Below are 15,220 nucleotides of genomic sequence, written 5' to 3' on the forward strand. Positions count from 1 at the left end.
CCCCTGGCCGGTCTGCGGTCGATCCGCTCTCCGCCATCGTATCGATCCGAGCAGAACCGAAGAATTTATCGATTCGTCGGACATTCAGCGCCTCGACTTCATGCGGACGGATGAATCCTCCTCCATAATGATCGCCAGGGGGTGGCGTTCGAAGCGGAATGTCTGAGGTCCTCCGTAACGTCACTCGGCTGAGCACTCGCCTCGGCGCGGACGAACGTTCCGCTGACAGGAGGAGAGGTTCGACATGAGCTGGCCGGAGCTGATGGATCCCGCGTTGCAGGATCACATCTCGGAGCGACAGTCCAAGGCGCTGCGCGTCTACGAGGAAGACCATGATCTGCTGGTCGAGCATGTTCGTCAGGAGGACAGCTTCAAGTCCGGAGGCTACGGGACGAGGCAGATACCGGAGCTGCTGCAGAACGCGGTCGATGCGCTCGCCGCAGGCGGAGCGCCGGGAATGGTCGAGTTCCGCCTCGCGGACGGCGCACTCTATTGCGCCAACGAGGGTGCGGGATTCGACGCCGACGGCTTGACGGCCGTCACCTACGCGTTCCTGAGCTCGAAGCGCGGCGACGAGATCGGCCGCTTCGGGCTGGGTTTCAAGTCTGTGCTGGGCGTCAGTGATCATCCGCAGATCTTCAGCCGTGCGGTGAGCTTCGGGTTCAACGCCCCCGAGACCGCTGAACTGTTCACCGGCATCCCCTCCGCCGGAGGCCGTTTCCCGCTGCTGCGTGTGCCCAGCATGATCGATGTCGAGACGGCTCGGCGCGAGGATCAGAACCTCGCGGAGATGATGGGGTGGGCGACCACGATCGTCAAGCTCCCGCTCACCCGCGAGGGTGCACGTCTGCGCACCGAGCTGGAAGAGTTCAAGCCTGAGTCGCTGCTGTTCTTCAAGGGGCTCAACCAGTTGCGGATCACGCTGCAGGGCCGGCCAGGGACGGCAGCCGTCTCGCGCGACTTCCTGCGGGAGACCCAGGAGAAGGATGGCGAGGTGGTCATCGTCGATCGTGACGGAACACGGACTCGCTGGCTCTTCGCAGAGCGAACCTACACACCGACCATCGATGTCTCTTCGACACTCCCGGAGACGGCGCTGCGTCAGTCGATGACGATCTCCTATGCCGTGCAACCAGGGGTGCGTGCGACCACAGGTCGACTCTGGGCATGGTTCCCGCTTCGCGATGAGACGACTGCGAGCGGCATCTTCAACGCTCCCTGGCAGGTGAACGATGACCGTACATCCCTCGTCCCCAACTCCAGACTGAATGCCGCGATGCTCGAGGTGGGCGCGCAACTCTTCCTAGACGTCGTGGCGCGCGCCGTGACGGTCGACGACCCGGCGGCTCATCTCGACCTCTTCCCCGCTCGAGGGCGAGAGATCAAGAGTGCTGCCGACGCGTATCTCTCGGCAGCTGTCCCGATCCTCGCGAGGTCGCGCCCGCTCATCCCCGACGTCTCCGGACAGCTCAAAGTGTCCACCTACTTCCGAGGCGTGCCGGATCTGGAGAAGACCCCGATCGGTTTCGAGGCCGCCCAGTTGTGGCAGGGGCGCGCGCCGCGTGAAACGATGCCGCATGCCAAGTGTTTCTCGACGCCCGCCCGACGCGCTCGGCTGAGGTCTCTGCTCGGGGGTGCGGAAGGCGAACGGAGTCCTCAGGAATCCGGCGCAGCCGGCTGGCTGGCGGAACTCGCTGACGAACAGGACCCCGGCGGCTCACTCACCGCGCTCCGAGTTCTCGCTGACCTTCGTCGTGGCGCACCGGCCACATATCAAGCTGCCGTCGCCGCGAGGATCCTTCCCCTGGAGGGCGGAGAGTGGGCTCGCGCAGATCAGAATCAGACAGTTCTTCTCCCTGTGCCCGATGCCACCGTGCCCGACGGAGTCGAGCTCGTGCGTGCGGACTTGGCCGAACTGGCCGCAGACGAGCTGCGAGCCTTCGGTTTTCGGGAGATCTCGGGCGACGAAGCGGCCGCGGCGCTCGCGGCCTCGGCGACCGATCGCTGGGAGGAAAGCGACTGGGAGCGCCTCTGGAGGGCGCTGGATGCGGCGACCCCTCGCGTAGCGTTGAGTGCCGTCGAGAACATACGCCGGCGCGGGGTCACTGTTCTGATGCACACGCAGGCAGGCACATGGCGTGCAGCGCCTGACCTCATCGCGGACGCTTCGATCGCGCGCGATGTGCCCACTCGCCAGATCGACCCGGCAATGGCTCCGAACGTCGCCGTCCGTGCTGCTGCTGGCGCGGTGACCGTGCCGGAGCGCGATCGCCCCATCTGGCGTGACGGTCTTCGGAGCGAGTACGTCTCGACGATCGAGGATCTCGCGCGGCGCTACCTTTCGGCGAACGGGCTGACGGCTCCGAGAATCGACATCCCCGAGCTCTCGGGAGTCGGTCCACTCGATCTGCTGCTCGACAACCTCACGGAGCAGGACAGGGTCGCATGGACGCAGGCCGTGCTCACTCGGATGGGTGCGTCGGAGTTCATCCTCGTGGTCCCTCTCGGGGGGCGCAGAGCCGAGATCCGGATGCCCGCCATGGAGTGGTGGGCTGTAAGCCGATTCGGGCTGATCCAGACCTCCATCGGCGCTCGTAGGATCGGTGAGGCACTGTCAGGGTCGTTGCGGCGGTTCGCGCCGTTCCTTCCGGTCGCGGACGCGGACATCGTGGCGGGGCTCCCTCTGCCGAAGACCGTCGAATCGATCCCGAACGGGATGCTCACCAGTTTTCTGACCGCGGAAGGCTATCCGGCGACGCGCCCCGAAGAGTTCGCGGAGTTGATCGTCGAATGCGCGCGCAGGTCCGACCTCGCAATCCCAGAGCGTATCCCCGCGATCTCCAACGGCAGGATCCTTCTGACGCCTCGGGAAGAGGTCGCCGTCGTGGTCGCCGGAGACGGCATCACCGATCTCGACGAGTCGGGAGTCGCCTACATCCCCGTCGATGAGAACGGTACGAACCTGACGACCAGATGGGGGCTGATGTCCGCCGAGGACGCACTTCACCAGTCGATCGAAATCCGCGGCGCAGGTGAGGCAGTCCCTTTGTGCGACATCCACCCGAGTCTTCAGAGCAATGTCGCAATGCTGCTTGCGAAGGTCACCGTGACCCGCGCCGACAGCATCCAGCGGGTACTCCAGAGCGCGAGAGGCGTGAAGAAGAAGCGGCTCCGAGTGACGCATCAGGACAATTCCGTGGTCGTGGACGCATCGCTCGACGTGGAGACCGCGCTCGCCGCGGTATCGGCCGCCCTCGAACTCGGGCTGACGTCGGACGATGTCCGAGGCGTGCTTCGCAGTGACGAACGGATGCGTCACAGTGAGCTGATCGCATCGGCGCGAGCAGCACGCAACGACGAGCGGAGACTGCTGATACTCGTCGATGCGGATTCGCTTCGAACCGCGCTACCGGACGGCCTCCTGGAAGCGGTTGAATCCAACACCGGGGCTCTCGACGATCGCGGCGTCGCTGAACTCTTCCTTCGGGTGCATGGCCAGGATGCGGTTCGCGAACTCAGAGACGTCCTCCGCCGTCGGGGTATCGCCGTCCCTGAGCGATGGGACGGGTCGCCTGCCGCTCAAGCCGCGGTGAAGAACCTCGGTTTCGACACGTCGTTCGCAGGAACACGTGAGAGTCGGCCATCAGCTGTGAGCCATATCCAAGGCCGACTGACCCTCAACCCGCTTCACGACTATCAGCAGGAGGTGGCGGAGAAGATCGGGACTCTCGTTGCCGCAGAGGAATCCACCGGTCGGCGTGGGCTTCTGTATCTGCCCACCGGCGCGGGGAAGACCCGTGTGACGGTGGAGGCGCTGGTCCGACTGATGAAGTCGGGGGAAGTCAGGTCTCCGCTCCTCTGGATCGCCCAGAGCGAAGAGCTGTGCGAACAGGCCATCCAGTCGTTCACCGAGGTGTGGAGAGCCTTCGGGGACGAGCGTCCTCTCGACGTCAGCAGGTTCTGGGGTGGATACGAACTCGATGAGTCCGACGAGGAGCTTCATGTAGTCGTCGCGATCGATGCGACGCTGGTGCGTCGCTTGGGGGAACCACAATATGAATGGCTGACGCAGCCCGGCATCGTGGTGATTGACGAGGCGCATACTGCTCTGTCCAAGTCGTACACGGACATTCTCCGAAACCTCGGGCTCACGGCTGCTCGCACGGATCGGCCGTTGCTCGGGCTCACCGCTACCCCTTTCCGCGGACGAAACGATGAGATCAATCGCCTCTTCGCTCAGCGGTTCGGAGAGAATCGACTCGAGTCGCTTGACCCCGACGATCCAATCCGCCAGCTCAGGTCATGGAATGTCCTCTCCGAGGTCGACTATGAGGTGCTGAACGGTGTCGAGATCGGCGTCGGTCAGCAGGACGCCGAATTCCTCAAGATGAAGGAGGTCTCGGCGAACATGCTCGCAGCGATCGGCCAGGACATGCGTCGGACGCTCACCGTGATCGAGCACATCAAGGAGCAGGATCCAAGCTGGCCGATCCTCGTCTTCGCGGCATCCGTGGCATCCGCGCATACGATCGCTGCTCTCTTGCGGCTGGAGGGCGTCAGTGCGGACTCCGTCGACGGAAGCATGCGCAGGCAGCAGCGCAGGCGTGTGATCGAGCAGTTCAAATCCGGCGATACCCGAGTGCTGGTCAATTGCGATCTGCTCACGCAGGGCTTCGACGCTCCGAAGGTCCGTGCGCTGTACATCGCCCGCCCGACCTTCAGCCCGAATCGGTACCTGCAGATGGTCGGTCGGGGACTGCGTGGGCCCGCGAACGGCGGCACTGAGCGGTGCCTGATCGTCAACGTCGAGGACACCTTCGAGCAGTTCGGTGAAGACCTCGCATACAACGAGTTCAACTATCTCTGGAGCAAGGCATGACCGACATCGAGACGACCACTCTGACCGACACCGCTCAGTCGATCACCGATCCGCGCGAAGGAAGGGCTGCAGTCGTCGCTGAAGTGCGACGTCGGTGGCTGGGGCCGCTCGACGGAGAGCGCGAGGTCTTGCAGCGCAGCCCTGTGTACGCATACCTGGTGGGCACGCTCTACCCGGTCGAGCAGGGAACGGCGGTTCCTGTCGAACTGGACGAGGTCGAGGACTCGGCCGGAGCGGTGGCCGAAGAGGAGGAGATCGAATGGGAATCGACGGCCGATGACGGTGAAGGCGGTGACGCCGAGATCGAGGACCTCGGCGTCAACCTGACGGGTGCGTTCGGGTGGGCGCCGGCGTCGCTGGGAATGTCATTCGTTCATGGAGGCTCGTCGCTGAGCATCGATCTTTCGGCCGGGGTGTACGAGAAAGGAAGTGATGAGCAGTGGACGCGGCGACCGGTGGCGGGTCGCGAGTTCATCGAGGTCGGCGCGAGTGGTGAGATGTCGGTGCTCGAAGGACGGGCGAAACTCTCGTGGCGTTCGAGACATCACGGGGGGCGCTGGCTGACCACGGTGGCGCTGTCCAACGACGCGGAGGTCGCGGCGGGCGAAGCCAAGCGATACCCGGAGCGGTGCCTCTTCCAGGTGGAGCTATCGTGCTCGGATGAGACCGGCCTCCTTCCCTATCCGCAGACGAGCGTGCACGTCTCCTCTGACGATCGCGAACTGGCATTCCGCTATCGGGACAAGCCGTCGTTCGCGATTGGACATGGCGTCGCCGTCGAGTGTGTGCCGGAGGCGGCTCCGGTCACCGTCCGAACATCAGTCATTCCGCAGACCGAGGTGAGCGCGATCCGCGCGAAGCGGGGTGCCGGCGATGCCGTCAGGATGCGGTGGCTCTCGGATGACACGGTGGCGGTCCCTGACCTCGTTGAGGGGTTGTCGTCCGTCGCCCAGGAGTACGCGGAGTGGATCTCGGAGCAGGAGGCTGAGGCCTCGGAGTTGGATGATGCCGACCGCGCGATCGCGAAGAGCATCGTGGAGCGGCAACACCGCGCGCTCGCACGTATCGAGGAAGGCATCCGAGTCCTCAGCGAGGACGCTCAGGTGCTGCAGGCGTTCCGGATGGCCAACACCGCGATGCGATGGCAGATGCTGCGGCAGCGGAAAGTCGTCAACAAGGAGACTCGCTACGGTCGGGAGCTTTTCGATGACAAAGGCGCGGACGAACCGACGTGGCGCCCGTTCCAGCTGGGATTCATACTCAGCGCGTTGGCCTCGACCGTCGATGATGCGCATGACGATCGCGACCTCGTCGATCTGATCTGGTTCCCCACCGGCGGAGGCAAAACCGAGGCGTACCTCGGCCTAGCCGCGATCGAGATGATCCGACGCAGGCTGGCCCGTGGACACAAGGGTGGCGGGATGGCTGTGCTCACGCGCTACACCATGCGACTCCTCACCGCACAGCAGTTCCAGCGTGCGGCGACACTCATATGCGCGCTGGAACTGATGCGTGCGGACGATGAGAGGCTCGATGAAGCCCCCGATTTCTCGATCGGTCTCTGGTTGGGCAACTCCACCACTCCAGGCACGTACAAGCAGGCCGAGAAGCAGTTGCGTGAAGCCAGGCAGCAGAGTCGACCGGACAATCCTTTCCAACTCCTCGAGTGCCCGTGGTGCGCCGAGTCGATCATGCCGCCACGCAAGACGTCGAAGGATCGCCGATACGGGGTGAAGGCGAGCGCCTACGGGTTCGAGTTTTTCTGTCCGGATGACGATTGCCCCTTCTCCGACACGCTTCCGGTTCAAGTCGTCGATGAGGGCATCTACGCGAACCCTCCGACGATGCTGGTGGCCACAGTCGACAAACTCGCGCGTCTGGCCTGGATATCGGACGGGTCTCGGATGTTCGGGATCGACAGCATCTGCGATCCACCCTCGCTCGTGATCCAGGATGAGCTGCATCTTCTGTCCGGACCGCTGGGCACCATCGTGGGCGCGTATGAGGCCGCCATCGGTGCGCTGCTCCGGTGGAACGGCACAGGGCCCAAGACGGTCGCTTCGACGGCGACCACCCGCGCGTCCGAGGACCAGGTCCGGGGGCTGATGGCGAAGAGGGTCGAGGCGTTCCCGCCTGCGGGGCTGCACGCTGAGGACAATCACTTCTCTGAACCCGACCCCGATGCTGCGGGAAGGCTCTATCTGGGAATCATGCCGCAGGCGCACACGCCTTCATGGTCGATCGGTCAGATCGCGACCGAACTCCTCGACGCCCCGGTCGCCACCGGTTTGGCTGGGGAGGCGAAGGATCGATACTGGACACTCGCGGTGTACCACAACAGCCTGCGGGAGCTCGGTCGCACGGTCACGATCCTTCGGGATGACGTTCAGAGCAACCTCGCGCGCCGGTCCGGCGGCGAGAAGCCGACTCGCAGTCTGGGTGCCGAAGGAGTGGAGGAGCTCAACGGCAACGTCCCCTCGGACGAGCTCATCCGCCTCTTGCAGCGACTCGAGCGAGGGCCCGAGAGCGCGGATGTGATCGATGCGCTGGCGACGACGAACATCATGTCGGTCGGGATCGACGTGCAACGGCTCGGGATGATGCTCGTGAACGGCCACACGAAGACGACCGCCGAGTACATCCAGGCGACCTCACGTGTCGGACGTGGGACGACGCCGGGGCTGGTCGTCACGATGTTCCGATCGGGAAAGCCGCGAGACAGATCGGTGTTCGAGTCGTTCAACGCTTACCACAGCGCCTATTACCGGTTCGTCGAACCGTCGAGCGTCACGCCGTGGTCGCTGCAGGCGCGACGTCGGGCTCTGCGCGCAGCGCTCGTCATCCTCGTGAGACATGGTGTCGGCAGGAACGCGGACGCCGATGCTGCGTACTTCGACCCAGATTCATCGGGCGTGAAGAAGGCGGTCTCGTTGTTGAAGCAGCACGTCGGCTACGCCGACGAACGCGAGGCGGATCAGGTCGGCGTCGAGATCGACGAGGCCGTTCTCGACTGGGTGGAGGTGCGCGAGCGGGCTTCGCGAGCCGGTAAGTCGCTCGTGTACCAGTCGAAGGACCCCGAGGAGCGCTTACTCCGGCAGTTCACCGAGCCGGGAGCGGGCTGGCCGGTGATGAACTCGATGCGGAACGTGGACAGGGTCGTGAAGGTGCGGGCGAAGGGAGAGCGAAATGGTTGAGTCGACGGTGAAGACGATCCGCGCGTCCGAGACGGTTGCCCCTTACGGTCCGGGGGCGATCGTGGACATCCTCGGTCAGTCGTTCATGGTGCCGACCGGGGACAAGTGGCCTTCGCCGAAGGTGCGAGAGCGGGTGGATTCTGCCCGACTCGCCGATGCCTTGCATGTGCAGGAACTGTGGGCAGCACCGACGACCCACGAACCTGAGAAGAGTACGGTGCCGGGACTCGAGTTCGTCAGGTTCCCCGGGTGGCTCTTCTGTCAGGTGTGCCGCCGGTTGGTGAAGTGGAGCCCCAAGCTCGAGACCGGTCGAGCTCCGCACTGCATCGAGACCGGGTGTGAGGGGCGGCTCGTCCCGATGAGGTTCGTCCTCGTCTGCACAGAGAACAGCCACCTGAGTGACGTTCCATGGGGCGATTGGACACATCGAGGATCTGAGGGCGACTGCAGGTCGTCCGAGAGGATGCGCTTCCGCACGATTGAAGGAGTCGGTGACGGTCTGAGCAGTCTGCAGGTTTCCTGCGATGCCTGTGGAGCCAAGCGATCGCTGGGTGAACTCCGCCGCGACGCGTTGGCCAAGGACGGTTTCACCTGCAGAGGTACTCAACCCTGGGAAAGCGAGTGGACCGGCTGTGGGAAGCCTCTGGACGCGCAGCAACGAGGCGCGACCAGCCTCCACTTCAGCGACTCAGTGAGCGCCATCGACATCCCGCCCGTCCCCAGTCGTGGTTCCGACAAGGAGGACGCGATCCGTGGTCACGGGCTGTTTGACAGCCTCGCCGCCGCTGTCCCAGCATTGCGCGACGGCATGATCGCCCAGATGGCCATGGATCTCGGGGTGTCGGCGGAGGAGATCGAGGCGGTGGTGGCTGACGCCGGCCCCGTCGAACGTCGCGAGATCATGAGTACCCTTCAGGGCGACGAGTTCGAAGCATTCGTCAGGGCAGTTTCGGGAACCGCGCCGATGCAGGACTTCGTCACGAGGCCGATCAAGCTGGGTCCGAGGGGTGAGGATGCCAGTGATGGCGTCGCCGCGAGGATCCAGGACGTCGTGTTGGTCGACAGGCTCCGCGACGTCCGAGCGGTGCGAGGGTTCCGCAGGTACTCCCCGGAGGCGACCGCCGTCCCGGCGGTGCCGACACAGTCCTTCGAGAAGTCCTGGCTGCCTGCCGCCGAGGGATACGGCGAGGGGATCTTCATCCGCTTCGACGCCGCCGCTGTGGAGGAATGGGCATCGCAGCCCGCGGTCCGATCGCTCGAGCAGACTCTCCTGGAGCATCAGAATGGTTCCGCTCTAGGGCTTCGCCTGCATGTCGTCTCGGCTGAGTACGTGTTGCTTCACTCGTTCGCGCATCTGTTGATGCGGGAGCTGGCTTTCAGCAGCGGGTACACGGCATCTTCCCTCAGGGAGCGGATCTACTGCGAAGCCGCCGGCGACTACGGGATCTTCATCTATACGACCACGGCGGATGTCGAAGGGACCCTCGGAGGTCTTGTCCGCCAAGGAGAGCCGGACCTGCTGGTACCGGCGATCGTGGCAGCGATCGAGCAGGCCGCGTGGTGCCCGAACGATCCTGTGTGCGCCGAGTCGGAACCGCAAAGCATCGACGGGTTGAATCTCGCTGCGTGCCATGCCTGCAGCCTCGCGCCCGAAACGTCGTGTGAGTCGTCGAATCTACTGCTCGACAGGACGTTCGTCGTCGGCGGAGGGAAGGTCGTCGGCTTCTTCGGTCCTGTGCTCGACGCGATGCTCGGGCAGCGGGTGGGCTGAGCGCACTCTGACGGCTTCGATTATCCGGGCGGCGACGCGATCGACGTCCGCCCGGATCTCGTGCTCCCAGACGCGCACGACCATCCAGCCTCGGTTCCTGAGCACGTGGTTGGTGTCGGCGTCCCGGGCTCGATTGGTCGCGATCTTGTCAGACCAGAACGCGGCATTGGCCTTCGGTGCCTGGTGGTGCTCGGGGCACCCGTACCAGAAGCAGCCGTCGATCAGCACGGCGACTCGACTTCCCGGGAACAAGAGGTCGGCAGTGCGGCGAAGACCCGGCTCAGGGTGTGCGTTCACCCGGTATCGGAGGCCCGCCGCGTGCACGAGTCGTCTGACTTGCAGTTCAGGGCCGGTGTCTCGGCCACCGTTCGCGCGCATCGAAGCTCTGGACCCGGGGCTGGTCGCCCAGGATGCGGATCTCTCCGACGCCGGCGACGCTTCCATCCGTCCATCCTGCTACGCCGTAGGATCAGATCAACCCGCCTTGCGCAGTGGGTTTCGAAGGCCTGGGAGGCACCTTGGAGAACCCGATCTCCGTCCTCGACCTATTCGCCGGTGCGGGCGGACTCAGTCAGGGCATGCATGAGGCATCTCCGCGCTTCGATGTGGTCCGAGCCGTCGAGAAGGACCGCGACGCGGCTGCGACGTTCGCGCTCAATCATGGCGAGGGCATCACCTATCAGGGTGGGATCGAGGAGTGGCTGCGCGAGGAGACGGTGCCGTCGGTGGACGTCGTGATCGGGGGGCCGCCGTGCCAAGGGTTCTCGACTCTGGGCAAGCAGGACGCAGAGGACGAGCGGAACACTCTGTGGCGGGAGTACGCGGAGACGATCATCCGAGCCCGGCCGAAGTACTTCGTGCTCGAGAACGTCGCCGTGTTCGCCAAGTCGCCTCAGTTCCGCGATCTCACGGACGCCACAGGAGCAGGCGGTCTCCTCAGCGACTACTCCTTCGAATGGAGCGTGCTCAATGCCGCGGACTTCGGGGCGCCGCAGGCTCGCAAACGCGCGATCCTGATCGGAAGACATCGAGACATGCCTGAGATCGGCTTACCGGAAGCCACCCACAACCGCGAAGACCATGTGAGCGTCGGCGAGGTCTTCGCCGGGATCCCTCATTCGGTGGGCCCCTCGCTCGAAGATCGTCGGATGGAGATCGACGGTCGGGAGCACCGCGGAGCATGGGCGTCTCGAGAGCTCCATGTCGGACGGGACTACGCGGACATCTCGCTGCGCAGGTTCGCCGAGATTCCGCCCGGTGGTAACAGATTCGATCTGCCTGACGAGCTTCTCGCCCCCTGTTGGCGGAAGCACAAGTCCGGCTCTGGCGACGTGATGGGCAGACTCCACCTCGACCGGCCGTCGGTGACGATCAGAACCGAGTTCTTCAAGCCGGAGAAAGGGCGATACCTGCATCCTTTCGCCCACCGCGCGATCACTCACTACGAGGCCGCGGTTCTTCAGGGATTCCCGATCGACTATCGGTTCGCGGGTTCCCGCACTGCCATCGCTCGGCAGATCGGTAACGCGGTGCCGATCCCACTCGGACGGGCGATCGGTCGGCTGCTCGCCACGGCGTTCAGTGTCGACGCCGTCGACGCCTTGCCCCGATGAAGCGTGCTCAAGTCCTGGATGTGACTACCGACTTCCAGGACGACGCCGGTCGTCGCGATCCTGATTCATACAGCTCGCTCCTGCAGAGCTACCACCGGCGACTGTGGAGCAAGCCTCTTCCCGGGGGTTCGACCTTCACGCTGACGGCGGATCGCATCGGCTCGGTTCGGGTGCTTCGTCATCGGTCAGAACTCGGAGAGTTCTTACTCTCCAGTGACACGCTCGCGAATTCGAACCGTGGCCGACTGCGCGGCTTCTACGAGGCGATGGGTGAGGAGTCGAACACCGCGTGGCATCGGGATGGCGGCACCATCGGCGGACGTCTCGTGTTCCCGCGTAACCGGATCGACCGCAAACAGACGATCAACCAACGGCGTGGCACGCACCCGAGGATTCGGGACCGATTCGACCTCACCCTTGAAGCGATCCGCCGCCATTACGTCTGTGAGGAGAGTCCGCTCACCGAGACGATGCGCGCTTACGCCGACTTCTTCGAGCTGTTCGAGAGCTTCGACCGCTACGTCGACTTCTTCCTGCTTCAGGACCTCGTGGACGAGACCGGCGCGGTCCAGTTCTATCTCCCGTTCGAGGGATACGAAGGGTCACCGCTTCCGACGTCGATCGAGCAGTATAAGCAGTTCCGCGCGCGACAGCTGGACTTCGTCGCATCGCGGAACTCAAGGATGCTCGGCGCTGTCTCCTAGCGGACTGTGCGATCTACCCGGGGTAGATCGCACATGGATCCGTATCCACCGGCTCAGTTGCGCGGAATGCTCGCACCGGTCATAGGGCGATGAGTTCGCCTCGCGAAGCGACCGTGCGTGACCGTTCGCGCCAGATCGAGCCGGGGTCGCCCACTACTCAAACCCACCCGTCAACCGCCCCCGCATCCGCTGACTACTCTCATTCATCCCGACGATCTCCACCGTCTTCCCCAACGCCTGGTACGTCGTCTCGATCGCATCCAGCGCCGCGACGGTCGACGCATCCCATACATGCGACCCCGACAGGTCGATGACGACCCGCGACGGATCGTCTGAGTACGAGAACAACGTCGTCAGGTCGTTGCTCGATGCGAAGAACAGCTCCCCGTCGACTACATAACGAGCCACAGAACCGGAAACAGAACGCGACACCGTGACGAAGTGCGCCACCCGCCGCACGAACAGCACCGACGCGACCAGCACACCACCGACAACCCCGACCGCCAGGTTGTGCGTGATCAGCACGAGCACCACCGTCGCCACCATCACGAAGGTCTCGCTCTTCGGCATCCGCTTCAACGTCGACGGACGCACGCTGTGCCAGTCGAACGCCCCGATCGCGACCATGATCATCACGGCCACGAGCGCTGCCATCGGGATCGTCCCGACGAAGTCGCCGAACACGACCACCAGCAAGAACAAGAAGAGGCCGGCGCAGAACGTCGAGATGCGGGTCCGCGCGCCGGACGCCTTCACGTTGATCATGGTCTGACCGATTACGGCGCAGCCGCCCATGCCGCCGAAGATCCCCGACAGCACGTTCGCCACGCCCTGCCCCCACGCCTCGCGGCTCTTGCGCGAGTGGGTGTCGGTGATCTCGTCGACGAGTTTCGCGGTGAGCAGCGACTCCAGCAGTCCGACGACCGCGACTCCGAGCGCGAACGGCGCGATGATCGTGAACGTCTCCCATGTGAACGGCACATCCGGCAAGAAGAGAGAAGGCAGGCTCCGCGGCAGCTCGCCCTGGTCGCCGACCGTCGGCACCGTGATGCCGAACGCGAGCACGACACCCGTCACGATGACCACCGACGCCAGCGGCGCCGGCACGACCTTGGTGATCTTCGGCATCACCAGCATCACGACGATCCCGAGCGCCACCAGTGGATAGACCAGCCACGGCACATCGATCAGCTGCGGGAACTGCGAGCTGAACACGAAGATCGCCAGCGCGTTCACGAACCCGACCATGATGCTGCGGGGGATGAAGCGCATGAGCTTCGCGACGCCGACCACCCCGAGGATCACCTGGAAGATGCCCGCGAGGATGACGGTCGCGATGAAGTAGTCGAGCCCGTACATCGGAGCGACCGGCGCGATCACGAGCGCGACGGCTCCGGTCGCCGCGGTCACCATCGCCGGGCGCCCGCCGAGAAACGCGATCGAGACCGCCATGATGAACGACGAGAACAGCCCCACCTTGGGATCGACGCCCGCGATCACCGAGAACGCGATGGCCTCGGGGATGAGTGCGAGTCCGACGACGAGACCTGCCAGCACCTCGCGGGTCAGCATCCGCGGATTCTTCAGCGCCGTCAGTACAGAGGGGTTCGCCCGGTAGCGGGCACGATCATCGACCGTCGTTGCAGACATGGAGCTCCAGGGGAAGGCGCCTCGAGAATGAGGCAGACGCTCCAGCGTAGGGCGGAGCCGTCTCGGTCGCAGGCGATCCCGTCACCGTCGCGGTCGAGGTCGTACACATCCGGCCCGACCACCTGCTCGCCCTATTGCAGAGGTTCGGCCGCTGCCAGAACGGACGCGGGCAGTGTGTCTGAGGCGAAGAGAATCTCTAGACCGAGGAGCTTCCCCTCCTCGGTGAAGTCCAGGATGAACTGTCCGGCGATGCCGTCGTTGTGGGGCACCTCGACTTGATGCCTCGCCTGGCCGGGCGCGATCGCGTCCACCAGCATCATGTACGCGGCGTCTACTTCGGGATCGTAGGTGAGTCGCATGTCAGCCCTTCGTGACGGTGATGGTGATGCGGGACTTGCCGTCCACGATGACACGGATCCGACTGACGCCACTGACGAGGGAGCCACCCCTCTTCCCCCACGCCGAGCACTGAGCCATCATGAAGACGACCCCCTACAGAGGAGATCACCTTGTCGCTTCCGCACACCCCGTCGGAGACCACTGCTGTCGCTGGACTCCCCGGAGTGCTGGTCATCGCGAGGATCCGTCGCCTTCTGATCCTCGCCGTGATCGCCGCGCTGGTGTATCCGACCCTCATGGTCGCGAGTAGAGCGACCTGCCCTGGTGGCATCGATGGCAGCGGCGGATTCATCGATGCGCCGGGGCGGCCGGTGGACGAGGCTCCCCTGTGCGTCCAGCTGACCCTCGGTCCCAGCCCGCTGGTCTACGTCGGTATTGCTGCGATCGTTCTGGTCGCTCTCGGCCGCGTGATGAAGGCGAGCGACGAACACGGTGCCCTCAAGGTTCTGAACCGGGCAGCGATCGGAGTCGGGGCCCTCGTGATTGTCGCGATCGTCGTCTCACGCGTCTGGTTCTTCATGATCCCGATGGAGGGGTTCACCTCCGGCTCCTGGACGGTCTTCAGCCCGTTCCCCTTCGGCAACATCGACGTCACGACCACACCCATGACCACGGAGTGAGGCACGACAGGGGTAGGAGAGTCGCGCGGATATGCGGCTGCAGGAGCGCGACACGCCCGGCGGTCGGCCTAGATTTGCCCGATCCCCGGGATCCGCGTAACTTATTACTTGTTCGCCCCAAACGGTTGAGCGGAGGTCCTCGGACCGGCTCCCGTCAAGCAGCTAACACCTCCCGAATCCCAGACACTCACTGAGTGAACAGGATGAAGGTGCTGATCCGTTCCCACGGTCAGGCCGAGAAAAACTCGGACTTGACAACGGAAACGAGATCGGTAAGATAGAGAAGTTGCCCTTCGGGCCTGGCTGTGATGGCTGGGTCGTGGGAGCATCCGATCCTTGAGAACTCAACAGCGTGCACTTGTCAAATGCCAAATTATCCTCGTCTAGCTT

General features: G+C 64.4%; 9 protein-coding genes. 6 read left to right on the forward strand and 3 right to left on the reverse strand.

Going from position 1 to position 15,220, the window contains the following annotated elements; genetic code table 11:
- Nucleotides 1-244 precede the first annotated feature (244 nt).
- From ACP699_RS12655 to drmB, 3 genes are read left to right on the forward strand one after another with little or no spacing between them, the layout of a single operon-like run.
- Nucleotides 245-4,879 carry a DEAD/DEAH box helicase family protein gene (locus ACP699_RS12655; RefSeq protein ID WP_426171490.1) on the forward strand — a complete coding sequence of 1,545 codons (4,635 nt, stop codon included), beginning with the start codon at nucleotides 245-247 and terminating at the stop codon, nucleotides 4,877-4,879.
- Nucleotides 4,876-8,073 (forward strand): helicase-related protein, encoded by a 3,198-nt coding sequence (locus ACP699_RS12660; RefSeq protein WP_426171492.1) that lies wholly within the window; start codon nucleotides 4,876-4,878, stop codon nucleotides 8,071-8,073. The genes ACP699_RS12655 and ACP699_RS12660 overlap by 4 nt, the downstream gene beginning before the upstream one ends.
- Nucleotides 8,066-9,844 (forward strand): DrmB family protein, encoded by a 1,779-nt coding sequence (gene drmB, locus ACP699_RS12665; RefSeq protein ID WP_426171494.1) that lies wholly within the window; start codon nucleotides 8,066-8,068, stop codon nucleotides 9,842-9,844. Before ACP699_RS12660 ends, drmB begins: the two co-directional genes overlap by 8 nt.
- On the opposite strand, the gene ACP699_RS12670 is transcribed toward drmB, so the two are convergent.
- Complete coding sequence (locus ACP699_RS12670; protein WP_426171496.1) at nucleotides 9,749-10,288, reverse strand: very short patch repair endonuclease; 540 nt, start codon at nucleotides 10,286-10,288, stop codon at nucleotides 9,749-9,751. The two genes, drmB and ACP699_RS12670, sit on opposite strands and share 96 nt — an antisense overlap.
- Nucleotides 10,289-10,362: 74 nt before the next feature.
- Between ACP699_RS12670 and ACP699_RS12675 the strand changes: the two genes are divergently transcribed.
- Nucleotides 10,363-11,457 carry a DNA cytosine methyltransferase gene (locus ACP699_RS12675; protein WP_426171498.1) on the forward strand — a complete coding sequence of 365 codons (1,095 nt, stop codon included), beginning with the start codon at nucleotides 10,363-10,365 and terminating at the stop codon, nucleotides 11,455-11,457.
- Between the two features lie 20 nt (nucleotides 11,458-11,477).
- The gene (locus ACP699_RS12680; protein WP_426171500.1) at nucleotides 11,478-12,161 is read left to right on the forward strand and encodes a DUF6994 family protein; all 684 of its coding nucleotides are present in this window, start codon (nucleotides 11,478-11,480) and stop codon (nucleotides 12,159-12,161) included.
- A gap of 153 nt (nucleotides 12,162-12,314) precedes the next feature.
- On the opposite strand, the gene ACP699_RS12685 is transcribed toward ACP699_RS12680, so the two are convergent.
- Together ACP699_RS12685 and ACP699_RS12690 are read right to left on the reverse strand one after the other, a co-directional pair.
- Complete coding sequence (locus tag ACP699_RS12685; RefSeq protein WP_426171502.1) at nucleotides 12,315-13,811, reverse strand: SulP family inorganic anion transporter; 1,497 nt, start codon at nucleotides 13,809-13,811, stop codon at nucleotides 12,315-12,317.
- Nucleotides 13,812-13,942: 131 nt separating this feature from the next.
- The gene (locus ACP699_RS12690; protein ID WP_127481562.1) at nucleotides 13,943-14,170 is read right to left on the reverse strand and encodes a DUF2283 domain-containing protein; all 228 of its coding nucleotides are present in this window, start codon (nucleotides 14,168-14,170) and stop codon (nucleotides 13,943-13,945) included.
- 150 nt (nucleotides 14,171-14,320) lie between these two features.
- On the opposite strand from ACP699_RS12690, the gene ACP699_RS12695 reads away from it, so the two are divergent.
- Entirely contained in the window at nucleotides 14,321-14,830 is a 510-nt protein-coding gene (locus ACP699_RS12695) for a hypothetical protein (RefSeq protein WP_426171505.1), read from the forward strand.
- Nucleotides 14,831-15,220 lie beyond the last annotated feature (390 nt).

This window comes from Microbacterium sp. DWRC1-3 (assembly GCF_049896645.1).
Classification (GTDB): Bacteria; Actinomycetota; Actinomycetes; order Actinomycetales; family Microbacteriaceae; genus Microbacterium; species Microbacterium maritypicum.

What these genes read in the sequence shown, in the direction of transcription:
- ACP699_RS12655 (WP_426171490.1), top strand. Translation starts at nt 245, where the DNA reads ATGAGCTGGCCGGAGCTGATGGATCCCGCGTTGCAGGATCACATCTCG.
- ACP699_RS12660 (WP_426171492.1), top strand. Translation starts at nt 4,876, where the DNA reads ATGACCGACATCGAGACGACCACTCTGACCGACACCGCTCAGTCGATC.
- ACP699_RS12670 (WP_426171496.1), bottom strand. Translation starts at nt 10,288, where the DNA reads ATGGAAGCGTCGCCGGCGTCGGAGAGATCCGCATCCTGGGCGACCAGC.
- drmB (WP_426171494.1), top strand. Translation starts at nt 8,066, where the DNA reads ATGGTTGAGTCGACGGTGAAGACGATCCGCGCGTCCGAGACGGTTGCC.
- ACP699_RS12685 (WP_426171502.1), bottom strand. Translation starts at nt 13,811, where the DNA reads ATGTCTGCAACGACGGTCGATGATCGTGCCCGCTACCGGGCGAACCCC.
- ACP699_RS12690 (WP_127481562.1), bottom strand. Translation starts at nt 14,170, where the DNA reads ATGCGACTCACCTACGATCCCGAAGTAGACGCCGCGTACATGATGCTG.